Here is a 20,268-nt window from a genome sequence, read left to right on the forward strand (position 1 = left end):
CGGGTCAGGCTTCTGCGGAAACTCCCAGGTAGTAGGCGATCAGCCTGATCAGGTGCTCGGTGTCCACCGGCTTGGTCACGTAGTCGGTGGCGCCGGACGCCAGTGACTTCTCGCGGTCGCCCTTCATGGCCTTGGCGGTCACGGCGATCACCGGCAGGTCGGCGTAGCGCTCCATGGCCCGGATCGCCGAGATCGTGGCGTTGCCGTCCAGCTCGGGCATCATGATGTCCATCAGGACGATGGCCACGTCGTCGTACTGCTCCAACGCCCGCACGCCCGTGATGCCGTTGTCGGCGTAGATGGCCTCGAGGCCGACCAGTTCGAGCACGCTCGTCAGGGCGAAGACGTTGCGCAGGTCGTCGTCGACGACCAGGACCTTTTCGCCGTGGAAGCGGATCGCGCCGGACGCGGCGAGCACGGGTGCGGGCGTCACGATCGGGGTGGGTTCCGGCAGGACGATGGTGTCGTTGACGACCTTGCCCAGCGGCAGGCAGAGGGTGAAGGTCGAGCCGATGCCCGGTTCGGAACGGACTCGCAGGGCGCCGTTCAGCAACTGGGCCAGCTCGCGGCTGATGGACAGGCCCAGGCCGGTGCCGCCGTACTTGCGGGACGTGGTGCCGTCGGCCTGCTGGAAGGCCTCGAAGATGACGGCCAGCTTCTCGGCCGGGATGCCGATGCCCGTGTCGTGGACGTCGAAGGCCACTGTGGACGGGTCGTCCATGCGCACGTGCAGGCGGATTCCGCCGTCGTGGGTGAACTTGACGGCGTTCGACAGCAGGTTCCTCAGGATCTGCTGCAGGCGGTGCTCGTCGGTCCTCAGCGTCTCGGGCACGTTCGGGTCGACGCGGACCGAGAACTCGAGGTTCTTCTCGGCCGTCAGCGGCAGGCACAACGTCTCGACGTAGCGGACGAGCTCGTCCACGCGGACCGGGTCCTCGTGCAGGGTCATGTGGCCCGCCTCGACCTTGGTGAGGTCGAGGATGTCGTTGATCAGCTGCAGGAGGTCCGAGCCGGACGAGTGGATCGTGCGGGCGAACTCGACCTGCTTGGGGTTGAGGTTGCCGTCGAGGTTGTCGGCCAGCAGCTTCGCCAGGATCAGCAACGAGTTCAGCGGCGTGCGGAGCTCGTGGGACATGTTCGCCATGAACTCGGACTTGTACTTCGAGGCCGTCTGCAGCTGGCGGGCGCGGTCCTCGAGCTCCTCGGAACCGGCGCGGAGCTCGGTGGTCAGGCGCTGGGACTCGACCAGCAGGGCGTCGGTGCGGGAGTTGGCGAGCATCGTGTTCACGTTGACGCCGATCGCCTCCTTGAGCTGGTCCAGGAGGTCGAGGTGGACGTCGGTGAACGTGTTGAGCGAGGCCAGCTCGATCGCGCCCAGGGTCTCGCCCTGAAAGAGGATCGGGAGGATGACCAGGTTGACCGGGGCGGACGCGCCCAGGGCGGAGGAGACGGTCAGGTAGCCGGCGGGCACCTGGGTGACCAGGATCGTCTTCTTCTCCAGCGCGGACTGGCCCACCAGCGACTCGCCCATCGTGACGCGGGTGGTGCGGGCGGAGTCCAGGCGGAAGCCGTAGGAGGCGGTCAGCTCGAGCGTCTGCTTGCTGTCGTCGTCCTCCTGGACCTGGAAGAACGCGCCGTGGTGGGCGCTGACCAGCGGCGTCAGCTCGCTCATGATCAGCGACGCCAGCGCGCGGAGATCCCGGTGGCCCTGCATCAGACCGGACAGACGGGCCAGGTTGGTCTTGAGCCAGTACTGCTCGCGGTTGGCGCGGGTGGTCTCCTTCAGGTTGGCGATCATCTGGTTGACGTTGTCCTTGAGCTCGGCGAGCTCGCCGGACGCGTCCACGGTGATCTGCCTGGTCAGGTCGCCCGCGGTCACGGCGGTGGCGACGGCCGCGATGGCGCGGACCTGGGTCGTGAGGTTCGAGGCGAGCTGGTTGACGTTGTCGGTCAGCTTCGACCACGTGCCGGCGACGCCGTCGACCTCGGCCTGGCCGCCGAGCTTGCCCTCGGTGCCGACCTCGCGGGCGACACGGGTGACCTCGTCGGCGAACGACGACAGCTGGTCGACCATCGTGTTGATGGTGGTCTTCAGCTCGAGGATCTCGCCTCGGGCCGAGACGTCGATCTTCTTCGTCAGGTCGCCCTGGGCCACGGCGGTGGTGACCTGGGCGATGTTGCGGACCTGGTTGGTCAGGTTGTCCGCCATGAAGTTCACCGAGTCGGTGAGGTCCTTCCACGTGCCCGCGACGCCGGACACGCGCGCCTGGCCGCCGAGGATGCCCTCGGTGCCGACCTCGCGGGCGACGCGGGTGACCTCGTCGCCGAACGCGCGGAGCGTGTCGACCATGCCGTTCAGGGTCTCGGCGAGCGCCGCGACCTCGCCGGACGCGTCGACGGTGATCTTCTTCGACAGGTCGCCGTTCGCGACGGCGGTGGCGACGGCGGCGATGTTGCGGACCTGGTTCGTCAGGTTGTCCGCCATCAGGTTGACGTTGTCCGTCAGGTCCTTCCAGGTGCCCGCCACGCCCTGCACGCGGGCCTGACCGCCCAGCCGGCCGTCGGTGCCGACCTCGCGGGCGACGCGGGTGACCTCCTCGGCGAAGCTCGACAGCTGGTCCACCATCGTGTTCAAAGTGGACTTGAGCTCGAGGATCTCGCCGCGCGCGTCGACGGTGATCTTCTGCGACAGGTCGCCGTTGGCCACCGCGGTCGCGACGTGGGCGATGTTGCGGACCTGGTTGGTCAGGTTGTTCGCCATGAAGTTGACGTTGTCGGTCAGGTCGCGCCACGTGCCCGCGACGCCCGGCACCGTCGCCTGACCACCCAGCCTGCCCTCGGTGCCGACCTCGCGAGCCACGCGGGTCGCCTCGTCGGCGAACGAGGAGAGCTGGTCGACCATCGTGTTGATGGTGGTCTTGAGCTCGAGGATCTCGCCGCGGGCGTCGATCGTGATCTTCTGGGTGAGGTCGCCGCGCGCGATGGCGGTGGTGACCGAGGCGATGTTGCGGACCTGGGTCGTCAGGTTGTTCGCCATGACGTTCACCGACTCGGTGAGGTCGCGCCACGTGCCGGCGACGCCCGGCACCTGCGCCTGACCGCCCAGCCGGCCGTCCGAACCGACCTCACGCGCGACACGCGTGACCTCGTCCGCGAAGGACGACAGCTGGTCGACCATCGTGTTGATCGTCGACTTGAGCTCGAGGATCTCGCCGCGCGCGTCGACGGTGATCTTCTGGGTCAGGTCGCCGAGGGCCACCGCGGTCGTGACCTGGGCGATGTTGCGGACCTGGGTGGTCAGGTTGTCCGCCATGAAGTTGACGTTGTCGGTCAGGTCGCGCCACGTGCCGCCGACGCCGGGGACCTTCGCCTGGCCGCCGAGCTTGCCGTCGGTGCCGACCTCGCGGGCGACGCGGGTGACCTCGTCGGCGAAGCTCGACAGCTGGTCGACCATCGTGTTCAGCGTGTTCTTGAGCTCCAGCATCTCGCCGGAGACGTCGACCGTGATCTTCTGGGTCAGGTCGCCGTTCGCCACCGCGGTCGCGACCTGGGCGATGTTGCGGACCTGGATGGTCAGGTTGTTCGCCATCGAGTTGACGTTGTCGGTCAGGTCGCGCCAGGTACCGGCGACACCGGGGACCTTCGCCTGACCGCCCAGACGGCCGTCCGTGCCTACCTCGCGGGCGACGCGGGTGACCTCGTCCGCAAAGGACGACAGCTGGTCCACCAGGCCGTTCACCGTCGAACCGAGCGTGGCGAACTCACCGCGCAGCGTCTGGTCCGACATGCGCTTGGTCAGGTCACCCTCGGCGACGGCGGCGAGCACGCGGCTCAGCTCGCTCGTCGGCCGCATCAGGTCCTCGACCAGGCCGTTCACCGAGTCGGCGATCAACGACCAGCCGCCGGCGGTGCCCGCGGACGCCACCCGTTCGGTGAGCCTGCCCTCCTGGCCCACCGCCTGGCGCACCCGGCCCAGCTCACCGGCGAGCCACTGGTTGCGCTCCGCGATCTCGTTGAACACGTCCGCGAGGGCCGACACGGGCCCGTTCCCCGGCACCACGAGCCTGCGGCGGAAGTTGCCGTCACGCAGGTCTCTCATGGCGGAGAGAACCCGATCGAGGGTCGCGTCCGTCTCTTCGTTGGCCGTGGTCACTCCAAGCCTCCGTGCCTCGGTGGTCGCAGCCAAGCCTGCCACGTTAGGTTGGGAGCGAGGTAACTTGATGCCGCGATGCACGCAAACGACCCGCAGGAGGCCGTGATGATTCGGCCGAGCGCGCTGGACAAGAGCGGATGAGCAGCGCCGTGGGCATCGACCTCGACGGCTGGCAGCGCCTGGTGGACGGGCTGCGCGAAGCCGTCCTGGTCGTCGACCCGGCCGGTGTGGTGCGCGTGCGCAACGCCGCGGCCGCCGGCCGGTTCCCCCGGCTGTGCCTCGGCGAGCGCTTCGACGTGCACGTCGCGGGGCGTCAGCACGACCTCGGCGACGGCTGGAGTGCCTGGTACTTCACGGACTCCGCGCTCGACCACGCCCATCTGAGGCTCGCGGGCGGGACTTCGCGGCAGTCCACGCTGAAGACCATCGTGCAGCTCGCGGTGGAGCTGCTGGGGGAGCACTGCGTCGCCGTCGTGCCCGCCACCCGTGACCGCCTGGAGTGGTGGCGGTGCGGCGGCGGTGAACCGACGGTGGCGCGCTCGCCACGCCGGGCGTCCACGATCTCCGAGGTGCTGACGGGCACGTCGACGCTGACCAGGATCACCTCTTTGGGTGAAGGTAACTGGGGGGTTCCGGAGGACTTCGGGACTGCTCTGGCGGTGCCACTGGGCGTCGGCGGCGCGCTGGTCGTGCTGCGTCAGGGCGACTTCGCGCCGAACGACGTCGAGCGCATCCGGTTGTTCGGCAAGCACGCGGCCGTCGCGCTGGAGTCGGCGTCGCGGCTGACCGAGCAACAGCGGACGATCGACATCCTGCGCTCGGCGCTGCTGCCGTTGCCGCTGCCCGAGGTGCGCGGCGTGACGATGGCCTCGGTGTTCATCCCGGCCCACCAGCGCGCGCTGGTCGGCGGCGACTTCTACGACGTGCACCCGCGCACGGACGGCTCGGCGACGTTCGCGCTGGGCGACGTCTGCGGCCACGGCCTGGAGGCGGCGGTCCACAGTGGACGGGTGCGGCAGTCGCTGCAGGCGCTCTCGCTCGTCGAGACGAACCCGGTGCGGTTGCTGCACCTGCTGAACACCTCGTTGCGCGCCACCGGGTCCAAGCTCTTCACCACGATCGTCGTCGGCGAGCTGGTGCCGCTGGCGGCAGGCGGAGCGCGGCTGTCGCTCGCGTCCGGCGGGCATCCGGCGCCGTTGATCCTGCGCGCGGACGGGTCGGTGCAGGAGGTGAGCGCGCCCGGCGCGATCGTCGGCATCCTGTCGGACGTCCGGTTCCACGGCGAGCAGGTCACGCTGGCTCCCGGCGACACGCTGGTGCTGTACTCCGACGGCTTCACCGAAGCCCGCGCGCACACCGACCGCACCGAGCTGTTCGGGGAGCAGCGGTTGCAGGCGGTGCTGAAGGAGTGCAAGGGGCTCTCGGCGGAGGAGATCGCCCGGCACTGCGAGGAGGCCGTGCTCACGTGGCTGGACCGCGACGATCACGACGATCTCGCGCTGCTCGCCGTGCAAGCGGTCTGACCATCCAGCCGTGTGAGTGAATTTCCCGGTGCAAGGGTTCATGCTCTGTTCGTTTGCCACGACAGATCGACCAGTTGTGATCTCCGCATGTCCCACTCACACGATCACTCGCACGGTGATCACACGCACCACCACCACCACGAGGCGGAGCCGGTTGAGGGCAGCTGGCTCGACGCCGAGGACGACCGTCCCTCGTCGGTGGAGCGCCGCAAGTTCCTCGCCGGCCTCGGCATCGCGGCCGGTGCCGTCGGTGCCGTGGCCGTCGGCACGGGCAAGGCCGAGGCCCACGTCCCCGTCAACCCGTGGGGCGGCGGCGACCGCTGGTACGCGGGCGACCACCACATCCACACGCAGTACTCCGACGACGGCCAGTACCCGATCGAGCACCAGGTCCGCAAGGCCCGCGAGTTCGGCCTCGACTGGGTGGTGATCACCGACCACGGTGGTCCCGCGCACCAGAAGTTCTCGATCGACCAGGTCACGCCGGACATCGAACGTGCGCGCAGGTCCCAGCGCGACGTGCTGGTGTACCAGGGCCTCGAGTGGAACATCCCCGGCGCGGAGCACGCCACCGTGTTCATGCCGCCCGGCAAGCACACCGTCGACATCCTCAAGGCGTTCGAGCTGGCCTACGACGGCCGCATCGCCGGCACCGCCGAGCCGCTCGCCCTGTCCGCTCTGCGGTATCTGGAGGCGCAGGTCCTCTCCGGACGGACCGAGATCGCGCTGATGTTCGCGAACCACCCGGCCCGGCGCGGCGTGGACAGCCCGCACGAGCTGCGCGGCTGGCGCGACGCGGCCCCCGGCGTCGCGGTCGGCATGGAGGGCGCGCCCGGCCACCAGGCCGCCGGCATCCCGAAGTCCGCGGGCGGCCCCGGCCGTGCGCGCGGCTACTACGACACGCCCGCCCCGCTGCCGGAGTCGTTCCCCGGCTACCCGGCGGAGTCTTACCGCACGCACGGCGGTTTCGACTGGATGACCGCGAAGGTCGGCGGCCTGTGGGACTCCATGCTCGCCGAGGGCCGGCCGTGGTGGATCACCGCGAACTCGGACGTCCACCAGGTCTTCGGCGACACCCTGACGCCCGGCAAGCAGGACTACGCCACGACGGGCTCGAAGGGCGTGCCGATCGACACGGGCGTCAAGCAGACCGGCTACGGCGACTTCTTCCCCGGCCAGTACGGCGCGAACGTCGTGGGCGCGCGATCGCGGTCCTATGTGGACGTCATGCGCGGCCTGCAGTCCGGCAAGGTGATCACCGTGCACGGCCGGTTGATCGACGGTCTCGAAGTGCGCGTGCGGTCGCGTGACGACCTGCGCGGGGTCACGCTGGGCGGGCGGACGTTCGTGCGCCGCGGTGGCGACGTCGAGGTGACGATCGAGGTCGAGCGCGCCGCCGGCCCGAACTTCTCGGGTGCTACGCCCGTTTTGGCCAAGGTCGACCTGATTTCGGGTCCGGTGACCGGTCCCGCGGTCGACCGCGATCTGTTCGTGGCGCCGGAAACGTCGGTGACGAAGACGTTCGAGGTGCCGCGCCGGGGCAAGATCCGGTTCACGCACACGTTCACAGGTGTCGAGCGCTCGTTCTACCTGCGGCTGCGGGGAAGTGACGGTCGTCGGCTCACCTCGTCGGGCGACCCGATGATCGACGAGATCGCGAACGCCGATCCGTGGGCGGATCTCTGGTTTTACGCCAACCCGATATTCGTCGACGTGATCTGAGGAGAGTCCTCGACGGACTAGGTTGATCAGGTGTCCATGAAGCGTGAGCCCGATCGCCTAGTCCTCTTCACCGACGCGGTCGCCGCCATCGCGATCACGCTGCTGGTGCTGCCGCTGGTGGAGATCATCTCGGAACCGGGTGCCGAGCACCCGGCCGAGATCGTCTCCCACCACTGGCCGCAGATCTTCAGCTTCCTGCTGAGCTTCGCCGTGATCGCGCAGCTGTGGATGGCGCACCACCGGATCTTCCAGAACGTGGTCGAGTACACGCAGCCGTTGTTGCTGCTGAACATGCTGTGGGTGCTCACGATCGTCGTGCTGCCGTTCCCGACCGGGCTGGTCGGCGAGTACGGCGCCGACAGGTTCACGCAGTTCTTCTACGTGGGCACGATCCTGGTCAGCAGCGCGCTGCTGAGCGCGATGGCGTTGCTCGCGCACCGGCACGAACTGACCCTGCGCGTGGTGGTCTCGTGCGTGGCGGCACCGGTCCTGCTGCTGATCGCGCTGGCCCTGGTGCCGCTGATCAACTACTGGGGCCTGCTGCTGATGCTGCTGCAGACGGTGACGAGCAGGCTCATCGAACCCCGTGCGGACGGAACTGAACGCTGATCCTGGGGCCGACGACCTTCGACGTCTTCGGGATGGCGTGCTCCCACGTGCGCTGGCACGAGCCGCCCATCACCAGCAGGTCGCCGTGGCCCAGCGCGTACTTGTGCGTCTCGCCGCCGCCGCGAGGCCTGAGCAGGAGCGCGCGGGGCGTGCCGACGCTCAGGATCGCGACCATCGTGTCCTCGGTCTGGCCTCGGCCGATCGTGTCGCCGTGCCAGGCCACGCTGTCGCGCCCGTCGCGGTAGTAGCAAAGGCCCGCGGTGGTGAACGGTTCCCCGAGCTCTGGCAGGTAGTGCTCGGTGAGCGTGTCGCGAGCCGTGGTGAGCACGTCGAACGGCAGCCGGCCGCTGTAGAAGCAGAGCAGGCGCGGCACGTCGACCACGTTGTCGTACATCTGCCGGCGCTCCGCCCGCCACGGCACCTCGTCGACGAGCTGGTCGAAGAGAGCGTCGGCACCGGTGAGCCAGCCCGGCTGCACGTCGATCCACGCGCCGTGGCCCAGTTCGGTGCGGCGCGGGGCAAGCGGGGCCAGTGAGGGCTCCGCCTCCAGGTCGAACAGTGATCCCTGGCGCATGCCCGCAGCATAATCGAACACCTGTTCTATTGCTAACGATCTACGGCCAGGACCGATAATCCGCGTATGACTGGGGAAGAAGACGGCGAGTTCGAGACCGCGCAGGTCCACATGAACGTCATCAACGTCGCGCATGGCGAGGTGACCGGGCCGATCATGCAGTTCGGCCGGATCGGCGGCGACGTGGTGTTCGGCGACGGGACCGTGATCCGCGGGCGGAAAGCCCCCGGCGACGAGGACTAGGGCTTCAGCACGGCCCAGACCGCGTCCGCGATGATCTCGCGGGCCTCGGCCATGTCGAACACCCCGAGCAGGAACCGGCGCACCGACTCGTGCGCCGGTCCCATCACCACGGGTTCGAGCGCCCACGGCGGCACCGCGCGCATCTCGCCGGACTCCATGCGATCGAGGAACCACGTCAGGACGGGCTCGAACTCGCGCAGTTTCGTCTCCGGGTCGGCGTGGTCCGGCGCGGCGTAGAGGAAGCGGGCGCGGCTGGGGTTCGCCATCACCCAGTCCAGGTAGCGCAAGGCCAGGTCGCGCACGGCGTCACAAGCGGACCTGGAGTCCAGCGCGGGCCTCATCGCGGCGACGCAGCGGGCGTAGCTGTCGGCGTAGAGCTGCGCGAACACGCCCGCGCGGCTGCCGAAGTGGTGGTAGATGCTGCCGTTCGACATGCCGGACCGCTCGGTGAGCGCCGCGATCGTCACGGCGTCGAGGCCGCCTTCCTCGACGAGCCTGAGCGCCGCGTCGAGGAGAGACTGTCGTCGGTCGGCCACGAGGGTTAGAGTACCGCTCTGGAGCAACGCTCCAGAGAAGGGGAGAGCAATGGCGCTGTCGATTCCCGACCTGCTGCGCGACCGGGTCGCCCGCACGCCCGACGCCGAGGCGATGCGGTACCGCACCTCCGGCGGCTGGGCCTCGTTGACGTGGGCCGAGCTGCAGGACCGTGTCGCGAAGGAAGCGTTCGGGCTGCGCGCCGAGGGCCTCGCGAAGGGTGACCGGGTCGCCCTCATGGGCGGCACCAGCATCGCCTGGATCATCACGGACCTCGCCGTGCTCGCCGCCGGCGGCGCCACCACGACGATCTACCCGAACAGCACCAAGGGCGAGGTCGCGCACATCGTCAGCGACTCCGGCAGCCGCATGGTCGTCGTGGAGACCGACGAGCACGCAGGGCTCATGCCCGACGGCGTCGACGTGCTGCGGTTCGGCGCGGTTCCCCAGGCCGACGGCGACTACGACGCGCTGGTCGGCGAGCTCGGGCCGGAAGACCTCGCGACGTTGATCTACACGTCCGGCACGACCGGCACGCCCAAAGGCGTCGAGCTCACCCACGAAAACTGGCTGACGACGTCGGAAGCCGTTGCGTCGCTGGGCATTCTGCAGCCGACGGACCTGCACTTCCTGTGGCTGCCGCTGTCGCACGCGTTCGGCAAGGTGCTGACGATGGCGATGATCGCCGCGGGCGTGCCGACCGCCGTCGACGGCAGCGTCGAGCGGATCGTCGACAACCTCGGCGAGCTGAAGCCGACCATCGTCGCCGCCGCGCCGCGCATCTTCGAGAAGATCCACGGCCGGATCGCCGCCGGGGCGCGCGCGAAGGGCGGGCTCACCGAGAAGATCTTCCACTGGGCCGACCGCGAGCACGGACCGGCGACGCGCTGGCTCGCGGATCGCCTGGTGTACAGCAAGTTGCGCGAACGCGTGGGCGGGCGGATCCGGTACTTCGTGTCGGGCTCGGCGCCGCTCGCGCCGGAGATCGCGCAGTTCTTCGAACGCTCGGGCATCACGATCCTGGAGGGCTACGGGCTCACCGAGTCGTCCGCGGCGACGTTCTTCAACCGGCCGGGCATGATCAAGATCGGCACGGTCGGGCCGCCGATCCCCGGCATGGAGGTCAAGATCGCGGACGACGGCGAGGTGCTGCTGCGCGGTCCCGGCGTCATGCGCGGCTACCACAACCGGCCGGACGCGACCGCCGAGACGATCATCGGCGGCTGGCTGCACACCGGTGACATCGGCGAGCTCGACGACGCCGGGAGGTTGAAGATCACCGACCGCAAGAAGGAGCTGATCAAGACCTCGGGCGGCAAGTACGTGGCGCCCACCCGGATCGAAAGCATGATCAACGCGGCGTCGCCGTACATCAGCAACGTGATCGTGCACGGCGATCGCCGCAAGTACTGCGTGGCCCTGGTGACGCTCGACCCGGACACCGCGGCGGGCCTGACCGACGCGGAGTCCGAGATCGAGAACGCCGTCAAGACCGTCAACGCACAGCTGGCGCGGCACGAGACGATCAAGCGGTTCGCCGTGCTGGAGCACGACTTCAGCGTCGAGGACGGGTTGCTGACCGCGTCGCTGAAGCCGCGCCGCCGCGAGATCGAGAAGCGCTACGCGTCCGTGCTGGACGGGCTCTACACGGGGTAGAAACCCCAGTGCTGGTTGGTGCCGCCCCAGCAGTCGCCCTGGATCACGTCGGCGCCGTGCGCCACGCTCGCCCAGGCCACGTCGAGGCACTTGTCGCTGTGCCGCGCCCGGATCTCGTACCAGCCGCCACCGGCCGGCACGAGCCGCCAGTGCTGGTTCGTGCCGCCCCAGCAGTGAGCCTGGAGCACGTTGGCCGCGTGCTGCTGGCTCGCGAAGGCGACGTCGAGGCACTTGTCGCTGTGCTGCGCCCGGACCTCGTAGAAGCCGTTGCCGACCGACACCAGCCGCCAGTGCTGGTTGGTGCCGCCCCAGCAGTCGCCCTGGATGACGTCGGCGCTGTCGTCCTGACTCATGTGCGCGACGTCCAGGCACTTGCCGCTGTGCTGGGCCCGGACCTCGTAGTACTGGACCGCTGCCGAGGCCGTCGTGGTGACCGACACCAGCGCGAGCAGAGCGCCGATGACGGCGAGCACCATTCCACTGATCAACTTCACCGCTGTTCCCCCCTCTTGTCTCGGTTACCGGTGAACCATCGGGCAGCGGTCCGACTTCCCGGTCACCTCCCGGTCACTCGAGGGGTGGCGAGCATGCGCTGGTGCAGCAGCCGCAGCTCCGCGCCGGGATCGGCACCGAGCGCCTCGCCGAGGACCTGGCGGACGTCCTGGTAGCAGGCCAGCGCCTCGGCCTCGCGCCCGCAGCGCTGCAACGCGACGATTCGCAGCGCCCACAACGGTTCCCGCAACGGGTGGATCAGCGTGAGCTCGTGCAGTTCGTCCACGACGTCGTGGTGGCGGCCGAGTGAGAGGTCCGTGCCGATCCGCAGCTCTACGGCCCGCAGCCGGTTCTCGGCCAGCACGGGCACGACCTCGCGGTGCAGCGAGTCCGACGGGACATCGGCCAGCGCGGGGCCTCGCCACAGGCTTTCCGCTTCTCGCAAGAGGCCGGCCGTGCGCGTGAGGTCGCCCGTGCGCGCGGACGCCCTGGCCTCGGAGACCAGGCCCCGGAACGCGTTCAGGTCGAGAGCGTCCCTCTCGACCTGAACGATGTAGCCGTCCGAGCAGGTGTGGATCGGTCCCGGCCCCAGCAGGCGCCGCAGCCGCATCACGTAGTTCTGCAACGTGTTGCGGTGACCCGGCGGGGGAGTCGCACCCCACAGCCGTTCCACCAGCGTGCCGCCTGGGACGACCTGGTTGGCCGCGAGGAGCAACGAGGCCAGCAGCACCCGTTGCTTCGCGGCCCTGATCACGACAGGGTGCCCGTCCCGCCACACCTCGAGCGGGCCGAGCACCCCGAAACGCCAGACAGAGTTCCCCACGAACTCAGGTGTGCCGTGAGGTCCGTCCTGATACCGCTAGCGGCGTTCGTCGTCGCGTTCGACCTCGACGCGTTCCTTGCGGACCTCGCCCTTGACGTTGCGCTGCTCGGTGACCGCGTCCTTCTCCAGCCGGACCCGCTCCACGGCCTCCGTGCGCTTCTGCACCACCGGTTCCTCGCGGTGCAGGGTGACCTCCGCCTGCTCGTCGGCGAACGCCTTGCCCGTGCCGGTGCCCCGAACGGGCTCGCGGACCACCCGGACCTCCTCGTGCGTCACCGGCACGGTGATGTCGCGCTGCTCGGTGACCGTGTGCTTGACCAGCCGCACCCGGCCGGTCTCGACACTGCGGGTGCCGACGTCGAGCTTCTCCTCCGAGAGCGTCACCTCGGGGGCCCGCTTGCCGCCGAGCCGGTCGTGCTCCCCGGTCTTGGCCTGGGGGAGCCTCATCCCGTAGTGCCGGTAGAGCGCTTCCTGCTCCTTCTCCGACATGTGGTCGCCCGAGGTGTGCACGCTCGGCGCGTCCTTCACCTGCTCCTTGTCGACGGGGACGGTGATCGCGCCGCCCGCCACCTGTCCCTGCTGGATCGGGACGAAGCTCTCCTTCATGCCGAACAGTCCGGTGTGGACCTCGGCCCACATCGGCCTGCCGGTGCCGTCCTCGAGCCAGACCCGCTTGACCGAACCGATCTTCTCGCCGTGGTTGTCGATCACGTCGCAGTCGTACAGAGCCTCAACGTGCGTCTGATCGATCATCGTTGCCGTCCTCCCGCGTTGGCTGTCGGCTTGCCACCGCGAGGTACCCGCGCCAACCGGGGCGGCCGCGGGCGCCCACCGACCAGGTGACCGCCCATGCCCGGCAATTCAGTCGAGTGAGTGACCCTCAGTCGCAGACAGCTCCGCGCGACGCGGACCCGACGAGCTTGGCGTACTTGGCGAGCACGCCTCGTTCGTAGCGCGGAGGCAGCGGTGCCCAGCCCTCGCGGCGGTTCTCGAGGTCGGCGTCCACGTCGAGCGTGCCCTCCGCGACGTTCAGCGTGATCTGGTCGCCGTCGCGCACGAACGCGATGGGCCCGCCGTCGACCGCCTCCGGTGCCACGTGACCGACGCACAGCCCCGTGGTGCCGCCGGAGAAGCGGCCGTCGGTGAGCAGCAGGACGTCCTTGCCCAGGCCCGCGCCCTTGATCGCCGCGGTGATGGCGAGCATCTCGCGCATGCCGGGCCCGCCCTTGGGACCCTCGTAGCGGATCACCACGACGTCGCCCGCGGTGATCGTGCCGTCCTCGAGGGCGTCCATCGCGGCGCGCTCGCGGTCGAACACCCGCGCGGTGCCGGTGAAGACGTCCGAGTCGAAGCCCGCGGACTTCACGACGGCGCCGTCCGGGGCGAGTGAGCCCTTGAGGATCGTGATGCCGCCCGTGTGGTGGATGGGCTTGTCGAGGGCGCGCAGCACGAGGCCGTCGGGGTCGGGCGGGGCGATGTCGGCGAGGTTCTCGGCGACCGTGCGGCCGGTGACGGTGAGGCAGTCGCCGTGCAGCAAACCGGCGTCCAGCAGCGCCTTCATCACCACGGGTACGCCGCCGATGCGGTCGACGTCGGTCATCACGTGCCGCCCGAACGGCTTCACGTCGGCCAGGTGCGGCACCCGCGAGCCGATGCGGCTGAAGTCGTCCAGCGACAGTTCGACGCCGGCCTCGTGCGCGATCGCGAGCAGGTGCAGCACGGCGTTGGTGGAGCCGCCGAACGCCATGACGACGGCGATCGCGTTCTCGAACGCCTCGCGCGTCATGATCTGCCTGGCGGTGATGCCCTTCCTGAGCATCTCGACCACGGCCTGGCCCGAGCGTCGCGCGAACCCGTCGCGGCGGCGGTCGGTGGCCGGGGGAGCGGCACTGCCGGGCAGCGACATGCCGAGCGCCTCGGCCGCGCTGGCCATGGTGTTCGCCGTGTACATGCCACCGCACGCGCCCTCGCCGGGGCAGATCGCGCGTTCGATCAGGTCGACGTCCTCGCGGCTCATCAGGCCGCGGGAACAGGCCCCGACGGCCTCGAACGCGTCGATGATCGTGACTTCCTTCTCGGTGCCGTCGGTCAGCGTGACCCGGCCCGGCAGGATCGACCCGGCGTAGAGGAACACGCTCGCGAGGTCGAGCCGCGCCGCCGCCATCAGCATGCCGGGCAACGACTTGTCGCACCCGGCCAGCAGCACCGAGCCGTCCAGCCGCTCGGCCTGCATCACCGTCTCGACGCTGTCGGCGATCACCTCGCGCGAGACCAGCGAGAAGTGCATGCCCTCGTGGCCCATCGAGATGCCGTCCGACACGGAGATCGTGCCGAACTCCAGCGGGTATCCGCCCGCCGCGTGCACCCCGTCCTTGGAGGCCTTGGCGAGGCGGTCCAGCGACAGGTTGCACGGCGTGATCTCGTTCCACGACGAGGCAACACCGATCTGCGGCTTCTCCCAGTCCTCGTCGCCCATGCCGACGGCCCGGAGCATCCCGCGCGCTGCGGTGCGCTCCAGGCCGTCGGTCACGTCGCGGCTGCGTGGCTTCACGTCTGTCATGCCACGCACGCTAGTCCTTTTCAGGCTGGATTCGCTGCGTGAGTCAGCGTCTCCCAGGCGACGAAGAGGTTGTCCGTCCCCTGTGGACGCTGACTCTCGGTGTAGCGCTGGGTGTTCGCCATCGCGATGCCCATCCGGGTGTTCAGGGCGTTGAAGCCGACCTCGGACGTCGGCCCGAGCTCGCGGGAGTAGCTGCCGCCGCACAGCCACGACGGCACCGGCTCGCCGTTCTGGTACTTGGTGTGCAGGCCCCACGCGTACCGCATGCGTTCGCGGATCTCGCCCCAGATGTCCTGGCCCTGGTGCCGCGCGGTCTCGGCGAGGTGCGCCGCCGCCGCGAGCCCGTAGCCGGTGTGCGCGAAGTCCCGGCAGGTCTCCTGGGTCAGGCCGTCGACGAACGTGGACTGGTTCTGCCAGTAGGCGATGATCTCCGAGCGGGTGTCGATGCCGCTGCCCGGCGGCGTCTTCGGCAGGGAGCCGTCGCTGGTCAGGTAGATGTAGGCCGGGATGCGGGTGCGGAAGATGCCGATGGCCTTGTCGTAGGCGGCCCTGTCCTCGAGGAAGACCGCGATGCCGATCGAGGCCTCCATCATGCTGAGCTCCCAGTTGCCGTTGGTGCTCGCGCGGCCGTTCTGGATCTCGGGCAGGTAGACGGTGCGGAGCATGGTGCCGAACCGGGCGCTGTTCGGCCAGGTCCGGTAGACGTGCTTGATGATCTCGGCGGCCTTGGGCCAGCTCGACCCCGCCCACGCGGTCTGCAGCGGGGCGTTGGAGTTGGTGTGGTCGCGGATGGTGGCGGACCAGGCGTCCATGATCTGGACGGCCTTGGTCGCGTACCGGCTGTCGCGCGTGACGTACCAGGCCAGCGACAGGGTGTAGGCGGCGATGGCGTCCTCGCGCTCCTCGCTGCAGCCGAGGTTCGGGTCGGAGTACGGACCGCACTCCACGACGGCGCGGGGCTTCGGCGTGCGGTTCAGGTCGGCGTATTTCGACGCCATCATGCGGTCGTACGCGAGCTTCCACGGCTGGGCGCCGGCCTGGACCTTCGCGCGCATGAAGTCCAGCTGTGGCCGGGAGACGACGACTCCGGGGTGAACGAACGTCGCCGGAGCCGAAGAAGCTCCGGTGACCGGTACTAGCAACGATGCCAGCAGTGCGATCAGCACCGCGCAGGAACGGGTGACCATGCGGCACAGTGTTAGTGGTCTATACCTTTGCGGTCAATGCTTCTCGGCGATGTTCAAGCTGGTGAACGGTTCACGCCTCTGAACAGCCGGTTCCGCGCAGATCGGTGAGGTACTTCAGGGCCGCGGCGTGCGCCTTGCGGCCGACGGTCCTGTCCTCGTCCTGCCAGGAGTACCGGTTGCCCGGCCCGGCCGCGAGCACTCGCAACGGCCAGTCCCTGCGGTCCATGTCGCCGAGCGCGTAGACCCGCATGTGCTCGGGGATGGCCGCGTACGCGTCCCGCACCTTCGCCCGGTTCTCCTCGGTCTGCTCGGCGAGGAAGACGTCCACCGCCGCGAGGCATCGGGCCGTGGAGTCCGGCCTGCCGGCCAGCTGGTCGATCTCGTCGCGGACCTCGGCGAGCAGCGCGCCGGCGGTGATCCAGGACCGCGGTTCGGCGAACTTCCAGGCGCCCAGGTGAAGCGCGGATCCCACGGCGCCTTCGGGAATCTCGGTCGCGACCTTTCCCGAGGCGAGCATGCCGGCGAACTCCTCCAGCGTGACGAGTCCCCAGCAGTCGACCATCCCGTCGGCGTAGATGACGAGGTCGGTGAGGAAGTACCTGTCCCCGTTGCGGATGAAGGCGTGCCGCCACGTCCCGAGGATCCGCTCACCGTCCACATCGCGCCAGGTCCGCCGTGATCTTGCCATGCGCGACAGGGTAATCCTCAAGCGGCACAACGAGAATCCCCCGGTGCGCGGGAGGTGCACCGGGGGATTCTCAGCTAGCAGGAGTGGGTCACTCCTTGCACTTCTTGCCCGTGTTCACGCAGTTGACCAGACGGTTCATGATCTGCTGCGACATCACGTTGGCGAAGTCGTCGTGGTCCGAGAAGGGGTTGTGCGCTTCTTCCGGGAACGAGTCGACCTTGTACTGGCCCTTCTGCTGGATGTCCCTGGGGATGTTGTAGGTCAGGGAGATCCGCAGCTGCGGCACGGCCTTGAAGCCCTTCTGGCACTTGCCGTTCGCGTCCGGGAAGACGATGTGCTCGCGGTGCTTCGCGGAGTCGATGTTCTTGCCGTCCCAGCAGCTCGGGAAGTCGTGGATGCGCTTGACCTTCGAGCCCTGCGGGCAGATCGGGTACTTGTTGATCTGCACCTTGTCCTCGAAACCGGTGCAGGTCCACGAGTCCTTGGCGTTCTTCTTGCCGTTGGCGGTCACCTTGGCATCGCCGTACAGGATCCGCAGGAACTTCGGCATCGCGACGACCTTGCCCACGGGCGAACCGCGGAACTGCAGCTCGGCGACCTCGGGACGCTGGATCTCGCCGTCGTTGCCCTCGAGCTCGAGCTTGTTGTTCTCTTCCTTGTTGGCCTGGTTCTTCTTGTTCTCGGTGCCTTCGGCCTGCGCGTCGTCGTTGTTCTCGGCGCCGTCGTCGAGCTTGGCCTGCTTCTCGTTCGCGGCCTTGACCTTGCAGGCGGCGAGCGGGTTCAGGTCGGGAGCCTGCTTGCCCTGGCGGCTGAACGCCAGCATCATCCGGTCGAGGATGGCGGCGCGCTTCTCACGCGTCGGGCCGACGATGATGTTGTCGACGTCCTGGGCCTTGACCGTCTCCAGCCGCTTCTCGGCCTCGTCGGTCACCTTCTCGATGTTCGCGAGTTCCTTGTCGATCTCCGCCTGGGCCTTGTCCGGCACGTCCTCGGGGAGCTTGGAGGCGACGTCGGGGCACTCGAGGCGGGCCGCGGCCTTGTCGGCCTTGTCCTTGTCCTGCTGCGCCTTGTCGTCCTTCTTCGGCGGCTGCTTGGCCGGCTCTGCCTCGTCCTCGGTGTCGATGCGGACGACGGGCCAGAAGTAGGCGGACTTGTCACCGTTCTTGCAGGTCGTGCCTGCCTTCTGCAGCGACTTGTTGTTCGAGTCCGCGTTCGTGGAGAGGTTGCCGACGTAGTCGTGCAGGTGCTGGGCACCGTTGCGGACACCGGGCTGCGCGATGAAGTTGTCCGGGTTGAAGTGCGCGTTCTCGTTGCGGCCGCAGTCGACCGTGAAGGTGCCCGTGGTAGCGCCCTGCTGCGCTTTTGGTTTCTTGACGTTCGGCTTCACCTTGGTGATGTCGACGAAGGAGTTCTTGTCCGCCCCGTCGGCGAGCGCGGCGCCATCAGAAGAACTGATGGCCACCACCGCGGCACCGCCAGCGACCAGTGCCATCGCCGCTGCGGCGGCGGTCAGCCAGATCGTGGATTTCCTACGGTGAAAAGCCATTTGCCACCTCGTGTAGTCCGATAAAACGGCATGGTGAAGCTGACGGCGGTTAGCCGTGTTCTTCGGGTTTGGCGTCGGTGCTGTTAGAACGAACGAGATTTGTGTCGCGTTGTTTTCTTTTTGGATCGGGATATCCATCGCATTCCCACCAGCGCGAGCGCGAGCACCGCTATGGCAGCGAAGAAGACACCGTTGTTTTCTCCGAACACGCCTTGCTCGGCGGTGCGGGTGAACTTGGTGCCCTCCGGCACGGTCGGGATCACGCCGTCGGTCGGGTTCGCAGACGCGTTGTCCCCGGTCGGTTCCGGTGCCCCGGAGGACGCCGTCGGGGGTGCGAGCGGCTGCGGAGACTCCAGACCGGCGAAGTCGACCTTGCCCGTCTCCTCGATCACCTTGATGTGGTCGAAGACGGTGATCATCGCCTGCGTGGAGAGAATGCGGATGAGCTCGTTCTTGGTGCCCGCCCGGATCTGCGCGGCATAGGCGTAGACCTTGCCGTGCGCCGCGCGGAGCCGGTTGGCGAAGACGGCGTCGAACTCGTCGCCGTTCGCCGCGTCCATCTCGGCGAGCCAGCCCTTCTGCTCGTCGGTGGCCTCCGTGGGCAACGTGACGCCGAGCAGTACGCCTGCCCGGTTCACCACGTTGTCCAGCAGCGTGTGGCCCTCGATGAGGTGCTTGCTGGCTTCCTGGATCTTGGGCTGGTCGGCCCGCTTGGCCTGACCCTTCTCGCCCGCGGGCTTCTCCCACAGCCCTGCCTGCTTGACCCGGTTCATGAAGTCCCGGTCGGCAGGTCCGAGCGGACCCCACTGGGTCTGCACGACCTCGTCGCCCGTCCCGCCACTACCGGGCGGCGGGGTCGAGATGGGGGTCGAGGGGTTGGCAGGCTGGCCGATCGCGCTCCCAGTGTTGAGCAGCACGGCCAACGCACAGCCCACCAACGCGACGATGAGTCGCACTGGTGTTGCCAAGTCCATGGGGAGTCGCACGATCGGGACTACGGCCAGGAAAGGGAGCCCGCCTCAGTTCGAGACCCCGGCGTTATCGAAACGTTATCGAACCCCGCGCAACCCCGGTTCGACAGTGCGACCTAAAGTCGTGAGCATGAGCAAGCGTTTTGTGGCGTTGGGGGACTCGTTCACCGAGGGAGTCGGTGACGAAGACGCAGGTCGTCCCAATGGTGTGCGGGGATGGGCGGACCGCGTGGCCGACGTCCTGGGATCCGTTGATCCGGAGTTCACCTACGCCAACCTGGCCGTGCGCGGCCGGTTGCTGCCGCAGGTGCTCGACGAGCAGCTTGAGCGCGCTCTCGCGATGAACCCGGACCTCGTCTCGCTCTACGCGGGTGGGAACGATCTCATGCGGCCGAAGGTGAACATCGACGCGTTGATGCGCCGCTACCGGGATGCCGTGGAGCGCGTGGCGAAGTCCGGCGCGCGAGTCATCCTCTTCACGGGCGTCGACGGGGCGGACGACCCGGTGTTCCGCAAGATGCGTGGTCGCGTGGCCATCTACAACGAGCACGTGCGCGCGATCGCCGCCGAGTTCTCGTGCGTGCTCGTCGACATGTGGGGAATGCGGCAGCTGCGTGACCGCCGCATGTGGTCGCCGGATCGGCTGCACCTGAACTCGCTCGGGCACACCGAGGTCGCCATCTCGGTGCTCGACGGTCTCGGGGTGTCGCATGCGCTGGAGCGGACCGTGCTCGGGGTGGCTCCGCTGGTCGACCGGAAGGTGCGGCGGGCGGAGGACTGGCAGTGGGCGCGCGAGCACGTCGTGCCGTGGGTGATGCGCCGGCTGCGCGGCGAGTCGTCCGGGGATGTGATCCGGGCTCGTCGTCCTGAGCCGCTGCCGCCGTCGTGAGTGAACGCTGAACGCTCCACGCGCGCGAGGAAATCGCCGGGGTGTGGAGCTCGTCCCGTTCCGCGCGAAGTAGAACGTGTTCCTTGGCCCGAGGTGGT

17 protein-coding genes are annotated in these 20,268 nt (G+C 68.7%); 6 read left to right on the plus strand and 11 right to left on the minus strand.

Annotation, left to right across the window (positions count from 1 at the left end; translation table 11 throughout):
* Positions 1-4 precede the first annotated feature (4 nt).
* Complete coding sequence (locus ABZ345_RS12045; RefSeq protein WP_359846063.1) at positions 5-4,153, minus strand: HAMP domain-containing protein; 4,149 nt, start codon at positions 4,151-4,153, stop codon at positions 5-7.
* A gap of 137 nt (positions 4,154-4,290) precedes the next feature.
* Here ABZ345_RS12045 and ABZ345_RS12050 point away from each other — a divergent pair, with 137 nt between their 5' ends.
* The 3 genes from ABZ345_RS12050 (at position 4,291) to ABZ345_RS12060 (ending at position 8,007) form a co-directional block, all read left to right on the plus strand.
* Complete coding sequence (locus ABZ345_RS12050; protein ID WP_359846066.1) at positions 4,291-5,676, plus strand: PP2C family protein-serine/threonine phosphatase; 1,386 nt, start codon at positions 4,291-4,293, stop codon at positions 5,674-5,676.
* Positions 5,677-5,763: 87 nt separating this feature from the next.
* A complete protein-coding gene (locus ABZ345_RS12055; protein WP_359846069.1) occupies positions 5,764-7,398 on the plus strand; it encodes a PHP domain-containing protein in 1,635 nt (544 codons plus the stop codon).
* A 36-nt stretch (positions 7,399-7,434) separates the two neighbouring features.
* Positions 7,435-8,007 carry a TMEM175 family protein gene (locus ABZ345_RS12060; RefSeq protein ID WP_359846634.1) on the plus strand — a complete coding sequence of 191 codons (573 nt, stop codon included), beginning with the start codon at positions 7,435-7,437 and terminating at the stop codon, positions 8,005-8,007.
* Here ABZ345_RS12060 and ABZ345_RS12065 read toward each other — a convergent pair.
* A complete protein-coding gene (locus ABZ345_RS12065) occupies positions 7,973-8,581 on the minus strand; it encodes an alpha-ketoglutarate-dependent dioxygenase AlkB (protein WP_359846072.1) in 609 nt (202 codons plus the stop codon). The two genes, ABZ345_RS12060 and ABZ345_RS12065, sit on opposite strands and share 35 nt — an antisense overlap.
* Positions 8,582-8,647: 66 nt before the next feature.
* On the opposite strand from ABZ345_RS12065, the gene ABZ345_RS12070 reads away from it, so the two are divergent.
* A complete protein-coding gene (locus ABZ345_RS12070; protein WP_359846074.1) occupies positions 8,648-8,824 on the plus strand; it encodes a hypothetical protein in 177 nt (58 codons plus the stop codon).
* Here the strand turns inward: ABZ345_RS12070 and ABZ345_RS12075 are convergent.
* Positions 8,821-9,360, minus strand: coding sequence for a TetR/AcrR family transcriptional regulator (locus ABZ345_RS12075; protein ID WP_359846077.1), 540 nt, complete (start codon positions 9,358-9,360; stop codon positions 8,821-8,823). The two genes, ABZ345_RS12070 and ABZ345_RS12075, sit on opposite strands and share 4 nt — an antisense overlap.
* A 49-nt stretch (positions 9,361-9,409) precedes the next feature.
* Between ABZ345_RS12075 and ABZ345_RS12080 the strand changes: the two genes are divergently transcribed.
* The gene (locus ABZ345_RS12080; RefSeq protein ID WP_359846079.1) at positions 9,410-11,014 is read left to right on the plus strand and encodes an AMP-dependent synthetase/ligase; all 1,605 of its coding nucleotides are present in this window, start codon (positions 9,410-9,412) and stop codon (positions 11,012-11,014) included.
* On the opposite strand, the gene ABZ345_RS12085 is transcribed toward ABZ345_RS12080, so the two are convergent.
* From ABZ345_RS12085 to ABZ345_RS12120, 8 genes are all read right to left on the minus strand, one after another.
* The gene (locus tag ABZ345_RS12085; protein WP_359846082.1) at positions 11,002-11,508 is read right to left on the minus strand and encodes an RICIN domain-containing protein; all 507 of its coding nucleotides are present in this window, start codon (positions 11,506-11,508) and stop codon (positions 11,002-11,004) included. The genes ABZ345_RS12080 and ABZ345_RS12085 overlap by 13 nt on opposite strands.
* A 62-nt stretch (positions 11,509-11,570) precedes the next feature.
* Positions 11,571-12,329 carry an AfsR/SARP family transcriptional regulator gene (locus ABZ345_RS12090; protein WP_359846085.1) on the minus strand — a complete coding sequence of 253 codons (759 nt, stop codon included), beginning with the start codon at positions 12,327-12,329 and terminating at the stop codon, positions 11,571-11,573.
* A 36-nt stretch (positions 12,330-12,365) separates the two neighbouring features.
* Complete coding sequence (locus ABZ345_RS12095) at positions 12,366-13,082, minus strand: PRC and DUF2382 domain-containing protein (protein WP_359846088.1); 717 nt, start codon at positions 13,080-13,082, stop codon at positions 12,366-12,368.
* Between the two features lie 127 nt (positions 13,083-13,209).
* Positions 13,210-14,889: a dihydroxy-acid dehydratase gene (ilvD, locus tag ABZ345_RS12100; RefSeq protein WP_359846091.1), complete on the minus strand. Its 1,680-nt coding sequence runs from the start codon at positions 14,887-14,889 to the stop codon at positions 13,210-13,212.
* Between the two features lie 20 nt (positions 14,890-14,909).
* Positions 14,910-16,076: an alginate lyase family protein gene (locus ABZ345_RS12105; protein WP_359846094.1), complete on the minus strand. Its 1,167-nt coding sequence runs from the start codon at positions 16,074-16,076 to the stop codon at positions 14,910-14,912.
* Positions 16,077-16,146: 70 nt separating this feature from the next.
* Entirely contained in the window at positions 16,147-16,764 is a 618-nt protein-coding gene (locus ABZ345_RS12110; RefSeq protein WP_359846097.1) for a hypothetical protein, read from the minus strand.
* Between the two features lie 88 nt (positions 16,765-16,852).
* Positions 16,853-18,310 (minus strand): DUF1996 domain-containing protein, encoded by a 1,458-nt coding sequence (locus ABZ345_RS12115; protein WP_359846099.1) that lies wholly within the window; start codon positions 18,308-18,310, stop codon positions 16,853-16,855.
* Between the two features lie 83 nt (positions 18,311-18,393).
* The gene (locus ABZ345_RS12120) at positions 18,394-19,266 is read right to left on the minus strand and encodes a DUF4142 domain-containing protein (RefSeq protein WP_359846102.1); all 873 of its coding nucleotides are present in this window, start codon (positions 19,264-19,266) and stop codon (positions 18,394-18,396) included.
* A gap of 145 nt (positions 19,267-19,411) precedes the next feature.
* Between ABZ345_RS12120 and ABZ345_RS12125 the strand changes: the two genes are divergently transcribed.
* Positions 19,412-20,170 (plus strand): SGNH/GDSL hydrolase family protein, encoded by a 759-nt coding sequence (locus tag ABZ345_RS12125; RefSeq protein WP_359846105.1) that lies wholly within the window; start codon positions 19,412-19,414, stop codon positions 20,168-20,170.
* The last annotated feature ends 98 nt before the right edge of the window (positions 20,171-20,268 follow it).

It is taken from the genome of Lentzea sp. NPDC005914 (assembly GCF_040629405.1).
GTDB lineage: Bacteria > Actinomycetota > Actinomycetes > Mycobacteriales > Pseudonocardiaceae > Lentzea.

Coding starts and splice junctions, on each gene's coding strand:
- ABZ345_RS12125 (WP_359846105.1), top strand. CDS start 19,412: ATGAGCAAGCGTTTTGTGGCGTTGGGGGACTCGTTCACCGAGGGAGTC.
- ABZ345_RS12080 (WP_359846079.1), top strand. CDS start 9,410: ATGGCGCTGTCGATTCCCGACCTGCTGCGCGACCGGGTCGCCCGCACG.
- ABZ345_RS12095 (WP_359846088.1), bottom strand. CDS start 13,082: ATGATCGATCAGACGCACGTTGAGGCTCTGTACGACTGCGACGTGATC.
- ABZ345_RS12110 (WP_359846097.1), bottom strand. CDS start 16,764: ATGGCAAGATCACGGCGGACCTGGCGCGATGTGGACGGTGAGCGGATC.
- ABZ345_RS12050 (WP_359846066.1), top strand. CDS start 4,291: ATGAGCAGCGCCGTGGGCATCGACCTCGACGGCTGGCAGCGCCTGGTG.
- ABZ345_RS12115 (WP_359846099.1), bottom strand. CDS start 18,310: ATGGCTTTTCACCGTAGGAAATCCACGATCTGGCTGACCGCCGCCGCA.
- ABZ345_RS12060 (WP_359846634.1), top strand. CDS start 7,435: ATGAAGCGTGAGCCCGATCGCCTAGTCCTCTTCACCGACGCGGTCGCC.
- ABZ345_RS12105 (WP_359846094.1), bottom strand. CDS start 16,076: ATGGTCACCCGTTCCTGCGCGGTGCTGATCGCACTGCTGGCATCGTTG.
- ilvD (WP_359846091.1), bottom strand. CDS start 14,889: ATGACAGACGTGAAGCCACGCAGCCGCGACGTGACCGACGGCCTGGAG.
- ABZ345_RS12055 (WP_359846069.1), top strand. CDS start 5,764: ATGTCCCACTCACACGATCACTCGCACGGTGATCACACGCACCACCAC.
- ABZ345_RS12070 (WP_359846074.1), top strand. CDS start 8,648: ATGACTGGGGAAGAAGACGGCGAGTTCGAGACCGCGCAGGTCCACATG.
- ABZ345_RS12065 (WP_359846072.1), bottom strand. CDS start 8,581: ATGCGCCAGGGATCACTGTTCGACCTGGAGGCGGAGCCCTCACTGGCC.